Origin of the sequence: Amycolatopsis sp. SB7-3 (assembly GCF_041021335.1) — a bacterium.
GTDB classification, from domain to species: Bacteria; Actinomycetota; Actinomycetes; order Mycobacteriales; family Pseudonocardiaceae; genus Amycolatopsis; species Amycolatopsis japonica.
Window position 1 is genome coordinate 1,475,376 of record NZ_JBFPJQ010000001.1, and the last position, 18,864, is coordinate 1,494,239.

Sequence of the window (18,864 nt, forward strand, 5' to 3'; positions counted from 1 at the left end):
TCACGGGGTGACGTCCAGTTTGGCCGCGGCCCGCAGCAGTCCGGGGGTGAGCCGGGAGAGGACGAGCGCGGCCTTGGCCTCCGGTGTCGACGGCTGGATGGCCTTGTCCTTCTCGACGGCCCCCAGGATGTCGCGGGCGACCTTCTCCGGGCCGAAGCCGCGTTTCGCGTACAGCTTGCTGCTCGACTTCTGGCGCCGCTTCTGCTCGATGTCGTCGACACCGACGAATCGGGTGGTGCTGGTGATGTTGGTGTTCACGATGCCGGGGCAGATCGCGGTGACGCCGATGTTCTCGGCGGCCAGCTCCGCCCGCAGGCAGACACTCAAGGTCAGCACAGCGGATTTCGTGGTGGCGTACGCGGAAAGGATTTTCGACGGCAGATACGCGGCGGCCGAGGCGACGTTGACGATCTGGCCGCCTTCGGCCCGTTCGCGCATCTGCTCGGCGAAGACGCGGCAGCCGTGGATGACGCCCCACAGGTTCACGTCGATGAGACGTTCCCAGTCCTTGACCGTCGTGTCGAGGAAAGGGCCGGACAGGCCGATCCCCGCGTTGTTGACGACGATGTCCGGGACGCCGAACTCCTCCTTGACCCGCTGGGCGAACTTCTCGACCGCTTCGGCGTCGGAAGAGTCCACTGTGTACTCGCCGACGGTCGCGCCCTTGTCCCGCAGCAGTTTCGCGGTGTCGGCGGCGGCGGAGCCGTTGATGTCGGTGATGACGACGTCCGCGCCCTTGTCCGCGAACGCGAGCGCCGTCGCGCGGCCGATCCCGCTGCCGGCACCGGTGATCACCACGAGTTTGTGCGCGAAGCCTTTCGTCCTGGCCTGTTTGAGCGCGCGGCTCTCCTCGCCGCCTTCGACGCGGTCGATCAGTTCGGCGGTCGCGTCGGCGATCACCCGCGGCTTCTCGCGGACCACCCAGTGCGTGCCGACGATCCGGCGGATCCGGAGGTCCGGCGCCCAGCGTTCGATCTCGGTCTGCAGCGGCGTGGTGACGAACTTGTCGCCGGTGGGCGCGAGCACCTGCACCGGGATCTCGGCGGGCCGCGGCTTCGGCCGGGAAAGGCGCGTGAACATGTTGGCGCGATACAGGTTGAGGCCGTACAAGCCGTCCGAAGTGGACGGCGCACCGGCCGCCGGATCCATCCGGCCGATCAGCGCGCCCATCGCGCCGGTGCGCCAGAGCACCTGCGGGATCAGGGGGATCTGGAAGCCGAGGATGTACGTCGAATGCGCCCACTGGACGAGCGCGTTCTTGAGCTTTTTCGGGCTCGGGCGCAGCTGCGCCCGGAACCACGCTCCCGCGTGGTCGAGGCTCGGCCCGGAGATCGACGTGAACGACGCGAGCCGTCCGCGCAGCCGGTCGCCGGTGACCGAATGCCAGGTCTGGATGGAGCCCCAGTCGTGCGCGAGCAGGTGGACCTTGCCCTCGGGCTGGATCTCGTCGACGATCGCGGCGAGGTCGTCGGACAGCTGATCCAATTTGTAGGACGCACGTCCCGAAGGCTTGTCCGAGCGGCCCGCGCCGCGGACGTCGTAGACGACCACCCGGTAGCGGCGTTCCAGCAGGGCGGCGATGCCGTCCCACATGGAGCCGTTGTCCGGGTAGCCGTGGACGAGCACCACCGTGGGCGCGTCGTCGACGCCGGTCACCCGGACCGAAAGGCGGACACCGTCGCTGGCCGTCACCCACTTGTGAGACATCCTGTCATGTTAGACAACTTGTCAATAAGGCCGCTTCTTGAGGAGTTGGCGGCCGAAGGTCCACACGGTGTCGATCACGAGAACGAAGGTCCAGATGCGGCCGAGGTTCAACAGCCAGTGACCACTGGAGTTCCAGTACCAGCCGGCTTCGTGCACTTCGCCGAACAAGGCTTCGACGGGCCAGCTGTAACCGGCGACCGCCAGAGCCGCCTGCGCAACGACGTAGACCCCGGCATGGATCGCCCAGTTGCGGAGCGGGTTCGCGCGCTTGTTCGCCTCCTCCGTCACCGATTCGGCCGCTTGTGGACTGTCCTCGATCGTGCCAGGCGCCTGCTTTTCCTTTTGTGACACCGTTTTTCGTGGTTCCACGGGAAACTCCGCAACTCCGACACGCCGTACGGCACCACGAACCACGAACGATCCGAAGAGCAGAAGCCCCGCCGCGCCGAAGCAGGCGACACGCCATCCGGCGTCCGAGCCGTAGAGCTGCCCCGCCACGAAGGTTCCGATCGTCGCTCCGAGTAGCGTCGCACTCTCGTAGATCCCCATCGCCCGGCCGAGGCTCAGCCCGGCCGCCTCGGCGACCACCGCCTGCTCGACCGGGATGGCCGCCGCGAACGCCGCCGCGGACAGGACCCACATGACCGCGAGCACCGGCGGGCTCGGCGCGAAGGACAGTCCGGCGGCGAAAATCGCGCTCGCCACCATCGCCAGCGCGAGCACCCGTGTCCGGCCGACCTTGCGGACGAAGCCATGCAGGTAGTCGGGCAGCAGGCTGTAGACGATGAAGCCGGGAATGAAGACCACCGCGATCTCGCCGAGCTGGAGCTGATGCCCGCGTTGCAGGTGCATGAGGAGCAACAGCGCGACGCCGGCCTCGGCCATCGCGGTCAACGCGACGAGCGCGAGCATCGGCCGCATCCTCTTGCCCAGTTGCAGCAGCCGCGGCGCGTCCACCTCGCGCACCTGCGCGGACTTCGCGTTCAGCAGGACCACCGCGGCCACCGCGCAGGCCGCGGCGCCGAGCCAGAACACACCCCGGTAGTCGATCCAGGCGATCGCGGTCAGCGCGACCACGAAGGCGATCCACGTGCCGCCCCCCTCGGCCGCGAACAGCTTGCTGAACGCGCCGTCGTCCGCCTCGAGCCCCTCCCCGACCCGTGCCCGCAACGCGACCCAGAACAGCGCGCCACCCGCGCCACCGAGAACCGCGGCCAGGTAGGCGACCCCGATGCCCGGCGTCACCGCGTAGACCACAAAGGACAGTCCATAGAGGACAGCGCCGACCGCGGCGATCCGGCCCCGGTCGAACCGATCGGCGAGCGAGCCCGCGATCGGCCGGACCACGAACGACACCAACGTCTCCAACGCGGTCAGCGCCCCGACCTCGGCGGCCGACGCGCCGAGCTGACTCCCCACCCACAGCGGCAGGAGGAAATCGAGCACCTCCGCCGGTCCTTTGGTCAGCGCGGCGGCGAGCTGGTTCTCCTCGGCGCGTTTCTTGTGTGCTACCTCGTCCACCCCAGTACCCCCTGTTCGGATACGACTGTATTCTAAAAAGTGGCGGCCGGGCAAGGCGGCGCCGGAGCCGAGTCGGTCCAGGTGGTCGTGAGTGGCGTTTCGGGTTCTAACCCGAAACGCCACTCACGACCCACCCGGCCCATCCGGCGCACAGAGGGGAGGATGCATCCGTGCCGAAGATCGTGGACCGCGCCGAACGCCGCCGGGAGATCGCCGGCGCCCTCCTGCGCATCGTCGCGCGTGAAGGCGTCGAGGCCGTCAGCGTGCGCTCGGTCGCCGTCGAGGCCGGGGTGTCCGCGGGCGCGGTGCAGAAGTACTTCTCCACCAAGGAAGACCTGTTCCGATTCGCCCTCGATATGACGAGCGAGTTCCTGGAACAGCGCTGGGACACCCTCGATCAGTCCGGCGACCTGCTGGACCTGCTGCTGCGCCTGCTTTTCGAGGCGATGCCGCTCGACGAGCAGCGCCGCGCGGAGGTGATCGTCATCAACGCCTTCACCGCCCGCGCCGCCGTCCGGCCGTCCTGGGCCGAGTTCATCCGAACCGGCTACGACGAGCTCGCCGAGATCACGACGCAGTACATCTCGAAAGCACAGTCGGAGGGCCATGTCCGGGACGACCTCGCGGCGGGCGACCTGGCCGATGCCGTCCTCGCCCTGTCAGACGGCTTCGCGAACCGGATGCTCACCTCCGCCGACCCGGCCGCGCTCCTTCCGTCCCTCGAAACCTCCGTCCGCACGCTCCTGACTCCCCGCATTTAGTCCTCTGGATGCGGTAGTTGCACGCGCAAGGATCGCATCCAGAGGACTAAATGCGGGAGGCGATGGTGGCCTTGACCCGGCGCACCATCGCCCGCGGGTCGGCATAGAGCTCTTCCTTGGTGATGACGACGAACTCCCAGCCCTCGGCCTCGATCATCGCTCGCCGACGCGCGTCCAAACGCGGTTGCTCGCCTTCGAGATGCCAGGCCCCGTCGTACTCGACGGCGACCTTGGCCTCACGGATCGCGAGGTCGAGCCGACCGAGGAACCGGGTGCCACGGTAGACCTCGACCTGGGGCTCCGCTTCGATCTCGTGAAGTCTCAGCCACACTCTGACCTCCGACTCCGGAATGGACTCCGCGCGCTCGTCCGAGAAGGCCAAAGCCTGACGAGCTCGGACGATCCCGTTGTCGTGCCGGTGTTCCAGGTACACCTTGAGCGCTTCGCCGTCGATGAAGCCGGCCCGGAGCAACGTGTCCAGCAAGCCGACGACACGGGGAAAGGACCGGCGAAGGCGAGTCTCGGTCAAGATGTCCATGGTGATCCGCAACGGCGTCGCGATGAGGCCGTCCCGCCATGGCACGAAGTCCCGCCCGAGCAGCCTGGTCCGGCGGAAGTGTGTTCCTCGCAGGCTGTGAAACCCCCTCGCCTCAGGCACCACGAACTCGACCGGATCGTTCTCGAGCGAGAACGGGAACCCGCGGACCGTCGCGGCCGAGCACCCGGTCAGCACCGCACCGTCGGGTACGACGAGGATCGCGGCCTTGCACCGCAGCTCGTGATCCAGAGGTATGCCGATGGGGGCATAGACATCTTGGAAGAGCCGGTTGTACGGCCCCGAGCGGAGCTGGGAGCGGGTCAAGTCTCCTTCGCTGACGACACGGCTTCCGACGAAGGGGCCGAAGAACTCGGTCGTCGCGTAACTATTACTGGGCACGACCGAACGATGACATCCGCTCACGGGCGAACCCCGGCTTCAAGATCATCTTCGCGCGAGTTGTCCACAACGCCCCCGCGCCTGTGGACGCCCCGCATTTAGTCCTCTGGATGCGGTAGTTGCACGCGCAAGGACCGCATCCAGAGGACTAAATGCGGGAGGGGTGACGCCGGTGTCCATCGATCGGTTGACAGCCGGGTTCAGTCCAGCGGTCGTCCCGGGACAGCGGCCGGCTGAAGCACGATCGACGTATGAACAAAGCGGTGAAAGCGCGTGGCCTGCGCAAGGAGTACCCGGGCCACACGGCCGTCGGGGGGATCGACCTCGACATCGAGCAGGGCGAGGTGTTCGCGCTGCTCGGCCCCAACGGCGCGGGCAAGACGACGACGGTCGAGATCCTGGAGGGCCATCGCAAAAGGACCAAAGGCGAGGTCGAAGTCCTCGGTGAGGATCCCGGGACGGCGGGCCGCGCCTGGCGGGCCAGGCTCGGGATCGTGTTGCAGACGGCCAACGACGCCGCCGAGCTCACCGTCGCCGAGACCGTCCGGCACTTCGCCCGCTACTACCCGAATCCTCGTGACACCGACGAAGTGATCGAGAAGGTCGGCCTGACCGAGAAGGCAGGCGCCCGCGTCAAAAGCCTTTCCGGCGGGCAACGCCGTCGGGTGGACGTCGCGCTCGGGATCATCGGGCGGCCCGAGCTGGTGTTCCTCGACGAGCCCACGACCGGGTTCGATCCGGCGGCCCGGCGCCAGTTCTGGGAGCTGATCAGGAGTCTCGCCCGCGAGGGCACCACGATCCTGCTCACCACGCACTATCTGGACGAGGCCGAGGCGCTGGCCGACCGGGTCGCGGTCATCACCCGCGGCGCGATCGTCGCCGAGGGGACGCCGCAGACGCTCGGCGGCCGCGCCACCGCGGAGGCCACCGTCCGCTGGGCCGACGAGCACGGCGCCCACCTGGAACGCACCCATTTCCCGGCCGAGCTGATCCGCGAGCTCTCCGCCGACGGCCGCGAGCCGTCGGAGCTGACCGTCCACCGTCCAACGCTCGAAGAGACCTACCTCGACCTGATCGGAGAAGCCCGATGAGCACGCTGACCCTCCCGGGCACCTTCTCGCTCGGCCTCGTCCGCGGCGCCGCGGAGATCAAGCAGTTCTTCCGTCTGCGGGAGCAGGTGATCTTCACCTTCGCCTTCCCGTCCCTGCTGATGGTCCTGCTCGGCTCGATGCTGAACTCCTCGATGCCCGGCATGGCGATCACCACCGGACAGGTGCTGGCCGCCGGCATGATCGGCTCCGGCATCGTCTCGACGTCGTTCAACAGCGTCGGTATCGGCTTGGCAGCAGACCGTGAAGCCGGTGCGCTGAAACGCCTTCGCGGTACGCCGATGCCCGCGGCGTCCTACTTCATCGGCAAGATCGTCCTGGTCGGCGCGACGAGTATCGCCCAGGTCGTGCTGATGTCGGTCGTCGGTGTCCTGCTGTTCGACCTCAGCCTGCCCACCGATCCGGTGAAACTGCTGACCGCCCTGTGGGTCTTCCTGCTCGGCGTCACCAGCTGCACCCTGCTGGGCATCGCGCTCGGCTCGGTGACCAAATCGGTCAGCGGCGCGGTCGCCGTGGCCAATCTGATCTACATCGCGTTGCAGTTCATCTCCGGGGTGTTCGTCACACCGATCACCAACCTGCCGAAGGTTATGGTCGACATCGCTTCGTTCTTCCCGGTGAAGTGGATCTGCCAGGGCTTCCGCTCGGTGTTCCTGCCGGCCGAGGCCGCGAGTCAGGAAATGGCGGGGACATGGGAACTTCCGATGGTGGCACTGGTGCTGACGGCGTGGTGCGTCGCGGGGCTGCTGCTGGCGAAGCTGACGTTCCGCTGGTCGAACGAAGGCAAGTGAACGCCTGGGAGCGGTTCTACTGGTTGTGGGAGGTCCTCTTCGGGATCACCTTCGCCGCGACGATCGCCCTGGTGGTCTTCGACGACGGGACGACCACGGACAAAACGGTCGCGATCCTGTGCTTGACCGGTATCGCCGTGGCGTACCTGGTCCGGGGCCGCCGGCTCATCAAGGGCCCGGACCACGAAGCCACGCCGTGGCTGCACACCGTCGTGGTGATGCTTTTCCTGGCGGGCGCCAACTTCGCCAGCACCACGTCGAGTTTCATCCTGTTCTTCGTGTGCCCGGTGCTCTACATGACGCTGTCGACGAAGACGGCGTCGGTCTTCACCACGATCGGGGTGCTGCTGGGACCGGCGTCGTCGATCGCGCGGGGCGGCTTCGACCAGCCGTCCCTGCGCATCCTGCTGCCGATGACGGCGATCCTGATCGTCTTCAGCATCCTCGCCGGCCGCTACACCAGCCAGATCATCGATCAGAGCAAGAGCAGGGCCGCGTTGATCGAACAGCTGCAAGCCAGCCAGGCGGAAGTCGCCCGCCTCTCGCGGGAGGCGGGGACGGCCGCCGAACGCGAGCGCATGGCCCGCGAGATCCACGACACGCTCGCGCAGGGCTTCACCAGCATCGTCACGCTCACCCAGGCCATCGAGTCCGAAATGGACACCGATCCGAAGGCGGCCCGCCGTCATCTGGAGCTCGCGGCACGGACGGCGCGGGAGAACCTGGCCGAGGCGCGGGCGATGGTCGCGGCGCAGGGACCGTCGGCACTCGCCGCCGCTTCGCTGGAGGAAGCCTTGCGCCGCCAGGGGGAACGGCTGACCGAGGAGACCGGGATCGAGGCGTCGATCGAGGTCGACGGGCCGCTGCCCATGCTCCCGATGTCCACGGAGGTCGTCCTTCTGCGCGCGGCGCAGGAGGCGCTGAGCAACATCCGCAAACACTCCCGTGCCACCCGCGTCTCGCTTCGACTGTCCGTTGTGGACGGACGTGTCCGGCTCGGCGTCACGGACGACGGCATCGGATTCGACCCCGCCGCACCCACCGGAGGCTTCGGTCTGGCGGGGATGCGCACGCGTACCGATCAGGTCGGTGGCATCGTGACGCTGAAGAGCGAACCCGGTGCGGGGACGACATTGGAACTGGAGGTGCCCGCGTGATCACGATCATGCTGGTCGACGACCACCCCGTGGTGCGGGAAGGCCTGCGCGGCATGCTGGAGGCCGAGCCGGACCTGAGCGTCATCGGGGAAGCGGGCTCCGGTGACGAGGCCGTCGCGCTGAGCCGGGTCAAGCAGCCGGACGTGATCCTGATGGACCTGCGGATGCCCGGTCTCGACGGCGTCGGCGCGACGCGGAAGATCCTCGCCGACCGGCCGGGCCAGCGGGTCGTCGTGCTCACCACCTACGAGACGGACGCGGACATCCTGCGCGCGGTCGAAGCGGGAGCCTCCGGCTATCTGTTGAAAGACGCTTCGCGCGCGGAGCTCGCCGGTGCGATTCGTGCCGCGTCGCGCGGCGAGACGGTCTTGGCGCCTTCGGTCGCCGGGAAGCTGGTGAACCGGGTGCGCAACCCGACGGCGTCGCCCTTGTCGGCGCGCGAGATCGAGGTACTCCGGCTGGTGGCGCGGGGAAGCACGAACGCCGACATCGGCCGGACGCTCCACATCAGCGAGGCGACGGTCAAGACGCATCTGCTGCGCGTGTTCGGGAAACTGGACGTTTCGGACCGTACGGCCGCTGTGACCACCGCTATGCGACTGGGGCTGCTCGGGTAGGCAGAATGCGACCCATGCTTGCCACGACCGAAATGGCGCTGCTTCGCCGCCTCGCGCACGAGCAATCCTCGTGCCGCACCCCGTCCATCGTCGCCGCCGTCGTCCGCGACGGGGAAATCGCCTGGTCCGGAGGGCGCGGACGCGTCGACGGCGAGACACCGGGCGCCGACACGCAGTACCGGCTCGGGTCGATCACCAAGACACTCGTCGCGACGGCCGTCATGCGGCTGCGCGACGAAGGCAAGCTCGACCTCAACGACCCGCTGGAGCAGCACCTGCCCGGCACCTCGTTCGGCTCGGCCACCATCGCCCAGCTGCTGTCGCACACCTCGGGCCTGACCGCGGAATCGCCCGGCTCCTGGTGGGAGCGCACCGTGGGCGCGGACTGGGACGCGCTCGTCGAGAGCCTCAAGGACGGCGCGACGCGGCTGCGGCCGGGCAGCCGGTTCCACTACAGCAACGTCGGTTACGGCGTGCTCGGCGAGCTGGTCGCGCGGCACCGCGGGCAGTCGTGGCTCGACGTCGTCCGCGCCGAGATCCTCGGCCCGCTCGGCATGAACCGGACCTCGCCGCATCCGGAAGGCGCGCACGCGGACGGGTTCGCCGTGCATCCCTTCGCCGATCTCCTCATGCCGGAACCGTCGCCGGACGCGGGCGCGATGGCCCCCGCCGGCCAGCTGTGGTCGACGGCCACCGACCTCGCCCGCTGGACGGCGTTCCTCGGCGGGCACACCGGCGGCGTCCTGAGCGAGCAGACCGTCGCGGAGATGCGCGAAATGGTCACCGTGGACGACGGCGACACCTGGACCACCGGGTTCGGCCTCGGCGTCATGCTGGTCCGGACGGAGGGCAGGCGGCTGGCGGGGCACACCGGATCGATGCCGGGCTTCCTCGCCTGCTCGCTGGTCGACGCGAACGCCGGCATCGGCGCGCTGGTGCTGACGAACTCGACGGCGGGCGTCGGCATCACGCAGCTGTGCCTCGACCTGATGAACCTGACCGAACAGCACGAGCCGTCCATGCCCGCCGAGTGGCAACCGTCCACTGTGGACCCGAAGTTGCTGGAGCTGACCGGGTTGTGGCACTGGGGGCCGACGCCGTACCACCTGCGGCTGCTCCCGGGCGGCCTGTTCTCCCTCGCACCGACCGACGGACCGGGCCGCGCGTCGCGGTTCGCGCCGGTGGGCGACGACACCTGGGTCGGTCTCGACGCCTACTACGCGGGCGAGACGCTGCGGGTCGGACGGGATTCGGCGGGCAAGCCGAACCACCTCGACCTCGCGACGTTCATCTTCTCGCGCACCCCGTTCGACCCGGCCGCGCCCATCCCGGGCGGCGTCGACCCCGAGGGCTGGCGCTAGCGGAAGCGGACGGCGGCGGTCGTGAACTCGCGGCCGCCGTCCGCGCACACCGGGACGTCGCCGTAGTGGGCGTCGCCGACGACCCACATCCGGCGCGGGCCGCGCAGTGACTCGGCGAGTTCGTCAGGACAGTCATCGATGACGAACTTCGCCGGGGCGCCTTCGAGCACCACCCACCCGCGCGTGGTCCCGGCGTCCGGATCCAGCGTGGCGGTGGCCAGCGTCCAAGGGCCGCACACGACGTCGAGGACACCTGCCCGGCGCCGGATCGTGAACCGCAGCGCCGCCCACCTTCGACGGAGCGGCAGGCCGGGAACGAAGACGAGCACCAGCGTCGCCACGAAACCGAGCGGTGCGCCGATCGCCGCCGTCTCGTCCCACTCGGCGAAGACCGCGTGGACGACGAAGACGAGGAAGTACAGGAACAGGAAACCCCATCGGGGTCTCCACGGTTCGGGCATCAGACCGCCGGGGTGTGCCCGACCGCCGCGCCGACGGCCGCGATGAACTTGCGGGCGATGCGCTTGCCCTCACCCCAGTCGACGAAGCCGAACTTCAGGCTCGTCTGGATCGCCAGCCCGGAGCCTTCGGAGGTCCGCTCGACCTTCACGGTGACCGTCTGCCCGTAGCTGAAGAGGCCCATGCCGGTGGAGAAGGTGACGTAGCCCGCGGCCGCGTCGTAGAAAGGGTTCTTCCCCTTGACCGCCGTGACCCCGTTCGGAAGGGCCTGCCACAACGCCTCGGGGGCCAGGGGGAATCGTTCGTGCACTGTCGCCATGAGGCGAGAAGCTACCCGGACGAGGGGCACCCGCGGGAGCGAGTTCTCCGATCCCACATACCGGACACGCGACACCGACTTTCAGCAGGGTCATCCCGACCTGAGAGACTGGGCACATGACCGACGCACCTGAGTTGACCCTCCCCGCGGACCTGAAGCCTGCCGATGGCCGCTTCGGCTGCGGACCGTCCAAGGTCCGTGACGAGCAGCTCGCCAACCTGGCGAAATCCGGTGCCACCTACCTCGGCACCTCGCACCGTCAGAAGCCGGTGAAGTCCCTCGTCGGCCGCGTGCGTGCGGGTCTGTCCGAATTGTTCTCCCTGCCCGAAGGCTACGAAGTGGTCCTCGGCAACGGCGGGACGACCGCATTCTGGGACGCCGCCGCGTTCGGGCTCGTGCGGGAACGTGCGCAGCACTTCACCTACGGCGAGTTCTCCTCGAAGTTCGCCACGGTGACCAAGGGCGCCCCGTTCCTCGCCGACCCGATCGTCGTGAAGGCCGACCCGGGTAGCGCGCCCGAGATCGCCTACGAGGCCGGCGCCGACCTGGTCGGCTGGGCGCACAACGAGACCTCGACCGGTGTCGCGGTGCCGGTCCGCCGCCCCGAAGGCAGCGAAGGCGCCCTCGTCGCCATCGACGCCACCTCCGGTGCGGGCGGTCTGCCGGTCAAGGCCGAGGACTTCGACGTCTACTACTTCGCGCCCCAGAAGTCCTTCGCCTCCGACGGTGGCCTCTGGATCGCGCTGGCTTCGCCCGCCGCCGTCGAGCGCATCGGCGAGATCGGCGCGAGCGACCGCTGGATCCCCGAGTTCCTGTCGCTGACCACGGCTCTCGACAACTCCCGCAAGGACCAGACGTACAACACCCCGGCGGTGTCGACACTGTTCCTGCTGGCCGACCAGATCGAGTGGATGAACTCCAACGGTGGCCTGGAGTGGACGACCTCGCGGACCCGCGACTCGTCGACCCGGCTGTACGAGTGGGCCGAGAAGACCGGCTACACGACGCCGTTCGTCAGCGACCCGTCGCTGCGCTCGCAGGTCGTCGGCACCATCGACTTCGCCGACGAGGTGGACGCCGCCGCGGTGGCGAAGGTGCTGCGCGCCAACGGGATCGTCGACACCGAGCCGTACCGGAAGCTGGGCCGCAACCAGCTGCGCGTCGGCCTGTTCCCGGCCATCGACCCGGACGACATCACGAAGCTGACCCAGAGCATCGAGTACGTCGTCGAGCGCCTGGGCTAAGACTCTTTTCGCGCGTGAAGGCCCCCTTCCCTCGGCTCAGCCAAGGGAAGGGGGCCTTCACGCGCTATCAGGGCGAAATACAGCAGGAGCACCAGGCCGTAGAGCACGTAGGACTCCGTCGCCAGCCACCAGCCGAAGCTCCCGGCGGGCCGCGGCGCGAGCCACATCGGCGCGATCACGAACAACGCCACCGTCACCGCCGCGAGCACGTACGAAACGACCGAACGCGCCCGGATCAGCAACACCAGGATCGGCACGCACCAGATCCAGTGGTGCGTCCACGAAACCGGTGACACCAGCAGCCCGCCGACGGCACACGCCGTCAGCGCGACCACCGGCTCCGCGACACGCACGATCACGAACGCGGTCAGCGCGACCACGGCGATCGAGGCCAGCACCCAGACGACGTCTTCGGCCGAGCCGAAACCGAACCGCGCGAGCATCCCGCGCAGCGACTGGTTGCCGACGTAGCCGCGATCGCCGATGCGGCTGGTGTCGAACAGGATGTCCGTCCAGAACCTCGCCGACGCGCCGGGCGCGGTCAGGAACATCAGCGCGCCCGCGCCGAGGAAACCGGCCACCACCCGGCCCGCGGAGCGGAAGTCCTTACGGAACAAGAAGAACAGGATGAAGAAGGCGGGCGTCAGCTTGATCGCCGCGGCGACCCCGATCAGCAGGCCCTTCGTGCGGGCGCGGCCCGGCAGCAGGGCGTCGAGGACGACGAGCAGCATCAGCAGGGTGTTCACCTGGCCGAAACCGAGCGTCGAGCGGACCGGCTCCATGATCCCGCCGACGGCCTGTGCCCCGATCGCCGCCAGGACGGCGATGGCGCGGCCCCGGACGGCGGAACGATCGGTGAGCGAACCGTTGAGCGTCGCGACGAAGACGTAGACGACGACCCCGCCCGCGATGATCGACGCGAGCCCGACCAGTCGCGTCGCCAGCGCGGCCGACAGGAGCGTGCCGGGCAGGAACACCGCCGCCGCGAACGGCGTGTAGGTGAAGGGCAGCCAGCCGCCGTGCGTCTGCACCCACGCGCCGTACGGGTCGCCCGAGTCGACGAGCAGCCGCGCGCCGCCGATGTAGACCTCGAGGTCCTGGCCGTCGAACACCTTGAGCGTGAACAGCACGCCGACCACGACGGCTTCGAGCGCGATCAACGCCCCCGCGAGTTTCCGCCCCGACATTCCCACCAGCACCCGGCGAGATTACCCACCGTCGCCCCGCGTTCGGTCCTCTGGATGCGGTGAACCACCGCATCCAGAGGACGAAACGCGAGCTAGGCGAGGGCCTGGGTCGGAGGCAGGCGTGCCGCGCGCATCGCCGGATAAGCGCCGGCGACGGCACCGACCAGTGCCGAGATCCCGACCCCGCCGAGCAGGGCGCCGACGGGCAGCACCGCCGGCCAGCCCTGGCTCAGCGCGTAGCCGGACGTCACGAGCACCCCGACCAGGACCCCGGCGATCCCGCCGAGCCCGGACAACAGCACCGACTCGGCCAGGAACTGGCCTCTCACCTGCCGTTTCGTCGCACCGAGCGCGCGACGGAGGCCGATCTCCCGCCGCCGTTCCAGCACCGAGATCACCATCGTGTTGGCCACCCCGACGCCGCCGACCAGCAACGCCACCCCGCCGAGCCCGAGGAACAGCGCGCTGTACGTGTTCTCCGTCAGCTTCTGCGCCTCCAGCGCCTCGGACGGACGACGGACCTCGACCTCGTTCGGCGCCTCCGGGTTCATCGTCTGCGCGAGCACCGAGCGCACGTTCTCGACCTGCGAATCCTTCGCCCGCACGTACACGGTCGTCGGGTGGCCCTCGAAGTCGAGGAGCCGCTTGGCCGCGTCCCAGCCGACCAGCACCGAACGCTCGATCTCGGGCGCCAGCGGCGTCGGCCCGAGGATGCCGCCCACGGTGAACCACTTCCCGTCGATGTACACCTGCGGCGGTTTCGCCGGGTCGATGTGGTCGATCCCGAGCCGCGCGGCCGCGACCGAACCCAGTACGACGACCGGATAGTCGCGTGTGGCGTCCCGGAGAAACTGCCCGTCGCGGACGGCGCCGCCGATGACGTCGAGGAGATCCGGTGTCGCCGCGTAGACGCCGAGGCCGGACGTCTCGTCCTTGTCGATCTTGTCCGTACGCCGCACGGTCCCGCCGGTGGTTCCGGTCGCGGACGCCGCCGTGACCGGGGCGATCCGTTTCGCCATCGGCACCGCGCTGTCCGGCAGGGTCGCGTCGCCGCCGAACATCGTCTTGCCCGGCCCCGCCGTGAGCAGGTTGGTGCCCAGCGCGGCCAACTGGTCTTGCAACGCCTTCGCGCCCGACGCCGGGATCGCGAGCACCGCCACCATCGCGGCGATCCCGATCCCGATGCCGAGCGCGGACAACACCGCCCGCATCGGCCGCGTCCGCATCCCGTGCGCGCCGAGGTTCAGCACGTCACGCGGGCCGAGCCGGGCCGGATCCGGCGTCTTGTCGAGGACGGGCGCGCTCACACCAGCACCCCCGTCCCGGTGTCGAGCCGGATCCGGCCGTCCCGCAATTCGATCCGCCGCGGGATGCCCGCCGCGATCTCCCGGTCGTGCGTGATGATCACGACCGTCGTCCCCTGCGAGCTCAACGTGGCCAGCAGGTTGAGGATCGCCGCGCCGTTGCCCGTGTCGAGGTTCCCGGTCGGCTCGTCGGCCAGCAGGATCGACGGCGAGTTGACGACCGCCCGCGCGATCGCCACCCGCTGCCGTTCCCCGCCGGAGAGCTCGTTCGGGAAATGCCCCGCCCGATGCGCGAGCCCGACGCGGTCGAGCGCGGCCAGCGCCCGCTCACGCCGTTTCCGCCGCGGCACCCCCGCGTACAGCAGGCCCGTCGCGACGTTGTCGACCGCGCTCACCCCCTCGCTGAGGAAGAACTGCTGGAACACGAACCCGATCCATCGCGACCGCAACGCCGAAAGCTTGCGGTCGGGCAGTTTCGCCACGTCGTGCCCGCGCAGTTCGATGACGCCACTGGTCGGCCGGTCGAGCGTGCCCATCAGCTGCAGCAGCGTCGACTTGCCGGAGCCGGACGGGCCGAGGATGGCGACCATCTCCCTGTCCTCAATGGACAGTGTCACCTCGTGCAAGGCGCGCACGCCGCCGGGATAGGTGCGCGAGGCGTTGCGCACGGCCAGCACCGGGGTCATGACGTCGTCACCACCCGCATCCCGGCGGCGAGGCCGGTGCCGGTGACCTCGACGCGTCCGCCGGAGAACAAACCGGTCTTCACCGCGATGAGACGACGCTTGCCGCCTTCGTCGACCTCGACGGCGTATCCGCCCTCGGCGAGCGCGAGCAGCGCCCCGACCAGAACCGCCAGCACTCCACTGTGGACTTCCTTGGTGAACCGCACGGACACCGGTGTCGAATCGAGCGAGCCCGCCGCGGACGGATCGTCCAGCTTGATCCTCACCTTGATCTTCGGCTTGCCGTCGTCCTGCCCGGTGCCGTCCTTGCCGTTCTCCGCGACCTTGCCGACGTCGGTGATCACGCCGGTCGTGGTCTTGCCACCGGTGATGTCGACCCCGACCTTGTCCCCCGCCTTGGCGATGGCCTGCTTGGCGGCGTCGAGTTTGACCTCGACGAGACGCTCGGTGCCGGTGTACTTCAGCAGTTCGCCACCGCCGGGGCCGCCGAGTTGCGCGGCGAGCTGCGAAACCCGGATCTCACCGGGCGCGAGGACGACGTCGCCCTGGCCGAACGCGCCGGTCTGCTCCAGGCCCAGCGACTTCTGCCATTTCTTGATCGCGGCGGCGGTGGCGGAGGTGAACTTCTTGTCGGGCGTGCCGAAACCGCCGAACCCGAGCGCCTTCAGGTTCTCTTCCAGCTGTTTGACGTCCGGGCCGTCCGCGGTCCCGTCGGCGAGGTCGCGGAAGAACGGCAGCGTGCCGTAGAACAACGGGACAGGCTTGGCGTCGACGCCGTACACGGCCTTGCCGCGAGTGAGCACCGCGCCCGCTTCCGGCAGGGAGGTGATCGTGCCCTGTTTCCGGCCGGCGAGGGAGCTTTCCTCGCCGTAGCCCAGTTTTCCGTTCGCTTCCTCTTCCTCCTGCAGGTCGGTCTTCTCGACCTTCGCGGTCTCGACCGGCGGCGGCGCCTGCCCGACCTGCTGGGCTTCGGAGGTGACCCTGGTCAGCACCACCACGGACATCGTCCCGACCACGACGACGAGGACCGCCGCGATGATGAACCAGCGCGCCCGGCGCGACCGCCGTGCGCCGCCGGGTCCTTCGTGTTCGCTCATTTCGCCGGGGCCGCCCTCATGGTCATGCCGAGACCGCAGGCCTTCGCCGCTTCTTCGAACTTCTTGGGGTCTCCGCCGGCGTCCATCGCGATGGCCGCGCCCTTGCCACCGGGCTCGGGGTCGGGGAAGTCGATGCCGTGCTCGCGCATGCACTTCGCTTCCTTGCGCATCTTGTCGAGTTCTTCGGGCGTGGGCGGCTTGATCTCGCCACCGTTCGGCAGCAGCTTCTTGCACGCATCGCTCGCGGCGTTCATCTTCTTCTCGTCCGGCATGTCGCGCGCTTCGAAGGTGACGGTGTCCTGCCCGTTGGCGCCGGGTTTGGGCTCCGGCATGTCGATCCCGTGCTCGCGCATGCATTTCCGGTAGTCGCGGATCTTGTCCTCGTCGGACACGTTGTCCGCCTGCTTCCCGTCGCCCGCGCCGGCGGCGGGCGGGGAAGAGATCGAGGCGACCTTGTCGCCGCCGTCCCCGCCACCACCGCAACCGGCCACGAGCGCGAAGACCGCTCCGGCGATCAGTACCGCCATGGGTCGTTTCCGCATCGCTGCTCCTTCGGTCGTCCTGGCGCCCCGATTTCTACGGAGACGGCGATTCCGGGGCGGTAAGCGATGTTGCTTATGCCGCGCTTACCGTCCCGCTCAGCGGAACAGAGATCCGACCTTTCTTCCGTCTTTCCGGGTGAACTAGCTCCCCGATGGACCTTTCGGAGGTTCACATCCGACCTCTGGCTTCTTAAAGTCCCCGACGTCCACACCTCAGCGAGGAGGAGTGCATGAATCGCCGCAAGCCACTCCGGGCCCTGGCGGCCCTCGTCATCGCGACCACCGCACTGGGCGTCGCGCCCGCCGCGGAAGCCGCGCCACTCCCGTCCGACCACGCCTACGACGACCCGTTCACCGCCGACCGGACGCGTTGGTGGCGCGACGACCGCTTCGGCCAGTTCATCCACTTCGGCGCGTACTCGCAGCTCCAGGGGAAGTACACCCGCCCTGATGGAAGCGTTTGCCAGGACGCCGAATGGATCCAGCGGAACTGTCAGATCCCGCGCGCCGAATACGAGCAGATCGCCGCGAAGTTCAACCCCGCCGGTTTCGACGCGAACGCCATCGCGCAGTCGGCGAAGGACGCCGGGCAGAAGTACGTGGTGATCACGTCGAAGCACCACGAGGGCTACGCGATGTGGCCGACGAAGGTCAACAAGTTCAACCTCCGCGACCACTCGGCGTTCGACAAGAAGCGTGACATCCTCGCCGAACTGAAACGCGCGACGGCCGCGCGGGACGTCAAACTCGGCTTCTACTACTCGATCTGGGATTGGCACGACCCGGATTTCCCGGACCCCGCGACCTTCCCGAAGTACAAGGAGCGGATGTACGCCCAGCTCAAGGAACTCGTCGACAACTACCACCCGGCGGTGCTGTGGTTCGACGGCGAATGGAGCACCGACCGGCCCAACAACCCTTGGACGGAACGGGACGGCGAGGAACTGGAGGCTTACGTCCGCAGCCTCGATCCGTCCATTGTGGTCAACAACCGCGTCGGCAAACGCCGGGTGGTCGACGGCGACACCGGAACGCCCGAACAGGAGATCCCGGACAAGCCGGTCGACGGGCAGCTGTGGGAATCGTGCATGACCCTCAACGGCAGCTGGGGCTACACCGATTGGGACCACAACTGGAAGTCCTCGGCGGATCTGACCAGGAAACTGCTCTCGATCGCCGGCCGTAGCGGGAATTTCCTGCTCAACGTCGGCCCGGATCGCAACGGCCGGGTACCACGGGAATCCATCGACAGGCTGAAGCAGATGGGACAGTGGCTGCGGACGAACGGCCAGTCCGCGGCCGTCTACGGGGCGGGCGCGCCAGGTCTGGTCGCGGAACCGGGCTGGGGTGTCGTCAGCCGTCGCGGCGACAAGCTGTACGCGTCGGTGTTCGATTGGCCCGCTTCGGGCGGTTCGCTGACGCTCGACGCGTTGGCGCCTTTCCGCGTCCGCGACGCCCGAGTGCTCGGCAGCCGTCAGCGCGTGCGGGTCGAGCAGTCACCCGGCAGCGTGAAGCTCACGCCGTCGGGCAGCTGGACGAACGACATCGCGACCGTCATCGAGCTGAGTGTCGACCCGCTGCCGCAGGCACCCGCCGGGCGCGGGACCGGGCTGACCGCCGAATACTGGCCGAACGCGGACTTCACCGGGACGCCGACGGTGCGGCGGGTCGAGCCGGGGGTGAACCACAACTGGAAGTTCACCGGCTCACCGGACGCGAAGATCCCGGCGGAGACCTTCTCGTCGCGCTGGACCGGGCAGGTCACCGCGCGCGACACCGGGAAGTACACGTTCACCACGGTCTCGGACGACACCGTGCGGCTGTGGGTCGACGGGAAACTCCTGATCGACAACACCACACCGCACGGGCCGAGTGTCGACAAAGCGACTCTCGACCTGGTCGCCGGGCGGTCCTACGCGATCCGGCTCGAACACACCGAACGCGGCGGGGAGGCGTCGATGAAGCTGCTGTGGTCCAGCCCGAACACTCCGCAGCAGGTGATCCCGGCCCGGCAGTTGCACCCGGCCGGCTGAGCGTTCGGTACAGCTGGTCGTGAGTGGCGTTT

18 protein-coding genes are annotated in these 18,864 nt (G+C 68.8%); 8 read left to right on the plus strand and 10 right to left on the minus strand.

All coding sequences use genetic code 11. The features are described 5' to 3' along the window. Nucleotides 1-1,692 carry an SDR family oxidoreductase gene (locus AB8M46_RS07200; protein ID WP_394360860.1) on the minus strand — a complete coding sequence of 564 codons (1,692 nt, stop codon included), beginning with the start codon at nucleotides 1,690-1,692 and terminating at the stop codon, nucleotides 1-3. 36 nt (nucleotides 1,693-1,728) lie between these two features. Continuing rightward, on the minus strand, nucleotides 1,729-3,228 hold the full coding sequence (locus AB8M46_RS07205) for an MFS transporter (protein WP_394359887.1): 1,500 nt from the start codon (nucleotides 3,226-3,228) through the stop codon (nucleotides 1,729-1,731). A gap of 170 nt (nucleotides 3,229-3,398) precedes the next feature. Between AB8M46_RS07205 and AB8M46_RS07210 the strand changes: the two genes are divergently transcribed. Then, entirely contained in the window at nucleotides 3,399-3,989 is a 591-nt protein-coding gene (locus AB8M46_RS07210; RefSeq protein ID WP_394359888.1) for a TetR/AcrR family transcriptional regulator, read from the plus strand. Nucleotides 3,990-4,035: 46 nt separating this feature from the next. On the opposite strand, the gene AB8M46_RS07215 is transcribed toward AB8M46_RS07210, so the two are convergent. Then, nucleotides 4,036-4,926: an endonuclease domain-containing protein gene (locus AB8M46_RS07215; protein WP_125733365.1), complete on the minus strand. Its 891-nt coding sequence runs from the start codon at nucleotides 4,924-4,926 to the stop codon at nucleotides 4,036-4,038. 251 nt (nucleotides 4,927-5,177) lie between these two features. Between AB8M46_RS07215 and AB8M46_RS07220 the strand changes: the two genes are divergently transcribed. Genes AB8M46_RS07220 through AB8M46_RS07240 form a run of 5 tightly spaced genes read left to right on the plus strand, consistent with a single transcriptional unit; the run spans nucleotide 5,178 to nucleotide 9,961 of the window. Beyond that, nucleotides 5,178-6,017, plus strand: a complete 840-nt coding sequence (locus AB8M46_RS07220; protein WP_394359889.1) for an ABC transporter ATP-binding protein — start codon at nucleotides 5,178-5,180, stop codon at nucleotides 6,015-6,017. Further along, nucleotides 6,014-6,826: an ABC transporter permease gene (locus AB8M46_RS07225; RefSeq protein WP_037348039.1), complete on the plus strand. Its 813-nt coding sequence runs from the start codon at nucleotides 6,014-6,016 to the stop codon at nucleotides 6,824-6,826. The genes AB8M46_RS07220 and AB8M46_RS07225 overlap by 4 nt, the downstream gene beginning before the upstream one ends. After that, nucleotides 6,823-7,983 carry a sensor histidine kinase gene (locus tag AB8M46_RS07230; RefSeq protein ID WP_394359890.1) on the plus strand — a complete coding sequence of 387 codons (1,161 nt, stop codon included), beginning with the start codon at nucleotides 6,823-6,825 and terminating at the stop codon, nucleotides 7,981-7,983. Before AB8M46_RS07225 ends, AB8M46_RS07230 begins: the two co-directional genes overlap by 4 nt. Continuing rightward, nucleotides 7,980-8,600 (plus strand): response regulator transcription factor, encoded by a 621-nt coding sequence (locus AB8M46_RS07235; RefSeq protein WP_037348043.1) that lies wholly within the window; start codon nucleotides 7,980-7,982, stop codon nucleotides 8,598-8,600. The genes AB8M46_RS07230 and AB8M46_RS07235 overlap by 4 nt, the downstream gene beginning before the upstream one ends. A gap of 14 nt (nucleotides 8,601-8,614) precedes the next feature. Beyond that, a complete protein-coding gene (locus tag AB8M46_RS07240; protein WP_037348046.1) occupies nucleotides 8,615-9,961 on the plus strand; it encodes a serine hydrolase in 1,347 nt (448 codons plus the stop codon). On the opposite strand, the gene AB8M46_RS07245 is transcribed toward AB8M46_RS07240, so the two are convergent. Together AB8M46_RS07245 and AB8M46_RS07250 are read right to left on the minus strand one after the other, a co-directional pair. After that, nucleotides 9,958-10,422: a hypothetical protein gene (locus AB8M46_RS07245; RefSeq protein WP_394359891.1), complete on the minus strand. Its 465-nt coding sequence runs from the start codon at nucleotides 10,420-10,422 to the stop codon at nucleotides 9,958-9,960. The genes AB8M46_RS07240 and AB8M46_RS07245 overlap by 4 nt on opposite strands. Further along, the gene (locus AB8M46_RS07250; RefSeq protein WP_394359892.1) at nucleotides 10,422-10,739 is read right to left on the minus strand and encodes a hypothetical protein; all 318 of its coding nucleotides are present in this window, start codon (nucleotides 10,737-10,739) and stop codon (nucleotides 10,422-10,424) included. The genes AB8M46_RS07245 and AB8M46_RS07250 overlap by 1 nt, the downstream gene beginning before the upstream one ends. 116 nt (nucleotides 10,740-10,855) lie before the next feature. Between AB8M46_RS07250 and serC the strand changes: the two genes are divergently transcribed. Then, nucleotides 10,856-11,983, plus strand: coding sequence for a phosphoserine transaminase (gene serC / locus AB8M46_RS07255; protein ID WP_016337521.1), 1,128 nt, complete (start codon nucleotides 10,856-10,858; stop codon nucleotides 11,981-11,983). On the opposite strand, the gene AB8M46_RS07260 is transcribed toward serC, so the two are convergent. From AB8M46_RS07260 to AB8M46_RS07280, 5 genes are all read right to left on the minus strand, one after another. Beyond that, nucleotides 11,980-13,182, minus strand: a complete 1,203-nt coding sequence (locus AB8M46_RS07260) for a glycosyltransferase 87 family protein (protein ID WP_394359893.1) — start codon at nucleotides 13,180-13,182, stop codon at nucleotides 11,980-11,982. The genes serC and AB8M46_RS07260 overlap by 4 nt on opposite strands. Nucleotides 13,183-13,262: 80 nt before the next feature. Then, complete coding sequence (locus AB8M46_RS07265) at nucleotides 13,263-14,477, minus strand: ABC transporter permease (protein WP_037348051.1); 1,215 nt, start codon at nucleotides 14,475-14,477, stop codon at nucleotides 13,263-13,265. Continuing rightward, complete coding sequence (locus AB8M46_RS07270) at nucleotides 14,474-15,160, minus strand: ABC transporter ATP-binding protein (RefSeq protein ID WP_007033339.1); 687 nt, start codon at nucleotides 15,158-15,160, stop codon at nucleotides 14,474-14,476. The genes AB8M46_RS07265 and AB8M46_RS07270 overlap by 4 nt, the downstream gene beginning before the upstream one ends. Then, nucleotides 15,157-16,257 (minus strand): peptidoglycan-binding protein, encoded by a 1,101-nt coding sequence (locus AB8M46_RS07275; protein ID WP_394359894.1) that lies wholly within the window; start codon nucleotides 16,255-16,257, stop codon nucleotides 15,157-15,159. Before AB8M46_RS07275 ends, AB8M46_RS07270 begins: the two co-directional genes overlap by 4 nt. Then, nucleotides 16,254-16,799 carry a hypothetical protein gene (locus AB8M46_RS07280; protein ID WP_378429376.1) on the minus strand — a complete coding sequence of 182 codons (546 nt, stop codon included), beginning with the start codon at nucleotides 16,797-16,799 and terminating at the stop codon, nucleotides 16,254-16,256. The genes AB8M46_RS07275 and AB8M46_RS07280 overlap by 4 nt, the downstream gene beginning before the upstream one ends. Nucleotides 16,800-17,029: 230 nt before the next feature. Between AB8M46_RS07280 and AB8M46_RS07285 the strand changes: the two genes are divergently transcribed. Further along, nucleotides 17,030-18,832 (plus strand): alpha-L-fucosidase, encoded by a 1,803-nt coding sequence (locus tag AB8M46_RS07285; RefSeq protein WP_394359895.1) that lies wholly within the window; start codon nucleotides 17,030-17,032, stop codon nucleotides 18,830-18,832. The last annotated feature ends 32 nt before the right edge of the window (nucleotides 18,833-18,864 follow it).

Coding starts and splice junctions, on each gene's coding strand:
- AB8M46_RS07245 (WP_394359891.1), bottom strand. CDS start 10,422: ATGCCCGAACCGTGGAGACCCCGATGGGGTTTCCTGTTCCTGTACTTC.
- AB8M46_RS07240 (WP_037348046.1), top strand. CDS start 8,615: ATGCTTGCCACGACCGAAATGGCGCTGCTTCGCCGCCTCGCGCACGAG.
- AB8M46_RS07280 (WP_378429376.1), bottom strand. CDS start 16,799: ATGCGGAAACGACCCATGGCGGTACTGATCGCCGGAGCGGTCTTCGCG.
- AB8M46_RS07270 (WP_007033339.1), bottom strand. CDS start 15,160: ATGACCCCGGTGCTGGCCGTGCGCAACGCCTCGCGCACCTATCCCGGC.
- serC (WP_016337521.1), top strand. CDS start 10,856: ATGACCGACGCACCTGAGTTGACCCTCCCCGCGGACCTGAAGCCTGCC.
- AB8M46_RS07275 (WP_394359894.1), bottom strand. CDS start 16,257: ATGAGCGAACACGAAGGACCCGGCGGCGCACGGCGGTCGCGCCGGGCG.
- AB8M46_RS07220 (WP_394359889.1), top strand. CDS start 5,178: ATGAACAAAGCGGTGAAAGCGCGTGGCCTGCGCAAGGAGTACCCGGGC.
- AB8M46_RS07225 (WP_037348039.1), top strand. CDS start 6,014: ATGAGCACGCTGACCCTCCCGGGCACCTTCTCGCTCGGCCTCGTCCGC.
- AB8M46_RS07285 (WP_394359895.1), top strand. CDS start 17,030: ATGAATCGCCGCAAGCCACTCCGGGCCCTGGCGGCCCTCGTCATCGCG.
- AB8M46_RS07250 (WP_394359892.1), bottom strand. CDS start 10,739: ATGGCGACAGTGCACGAACGATTCCCCCTGGCCCCCGAGGCGTTGTGG.